The sequence below is a fragment of the Thauera aminoaromatica S2 genome, from assembly GCF_000310185.1.
Lineage (GTDB): Bacteria > Pseudomonadota > Gammaproteobacteria > Burkholderiales > Rhodocyclaceae > Thauera > Thauera aminoaromatica.
Genome location: NZ_AMXD01000306.1, coordinates 1 through 676, shown reverse-complemented (window position 1 = coordinate 676; position 676 = coordinate 1). Strand labels below are relative to the sequence as shown.

The 676-nt window shown below is 73.5% G+C and carries 1 protein-coding gene; it reads right to left on the bottom strand.

Translation table 11 applies throughout. The features are described 5' to 3' along the window. On the bottom strand, window positions 1-676 hold a 676-nt coding region (locus tag C665_RS19770), incomplete at both ends, for a hypothetical protein (RefSeq protein WP_004330804.1).

Here is a 676-nt window from a genome sequence, read left to right as displayed (position 1 = left end):
TTCGCCGGCGAGCGCCACGGTGGGGCAGGCCAGCGCGGCGTTGTGTTCCTCCCGGGCGAACTCGCGTGCCTCGGCGAAGGAGTCGGCCGGGTGTGCGGACTTGCCCCGCTGTGCCTCGAAGCCGTAGCGGTAGGCCCAGTAAGTCGGCAGCCTGGTCTTGGCCGGTGCGGCCGGGCGCCCGGCGAAGCAGATCTGTGGCCATTCGGCGCCCCCGGCGTCCGGGCGGGTGTTGGCGACGAGGAGCGCGGCGCACGCGCGGCTGCGCATGCGCGTCTCGACCAGGCCGCAGCGCTCGGCAACCTCGTCGAAGATCTCCTGCACCAGGCTGGATTCCGCGAGCCAGTCGGCCTCCCGTCGGGCGCACAACGCGTCCGCATGGTGCAGGAAGCTGCCTGCCAGCGCGGTGAGCTTCGGATGCTCCTCGCTCATGAGTGTCGTCGAGCAGCGGTCGCGTCCGGGCAGGGCGGCCCAGTCCTCGGTGATCTTCAGGATCGCGGCGCGTTCGGTCTTGCGTTCCTCGGCCAGGGCGCCGATCGCGCCGTCGATCGCCTGCCATGAGGACACCAGCACGGTGGCCACCGCGCCGATGCCGATCGAGGCGCTCACCGCGCTGTTGCGGATGCGCTCGGGCAGCCGGCTGGCCGCGGCCTCGGCGGCGGCCGCGGCGGCCGCGCCC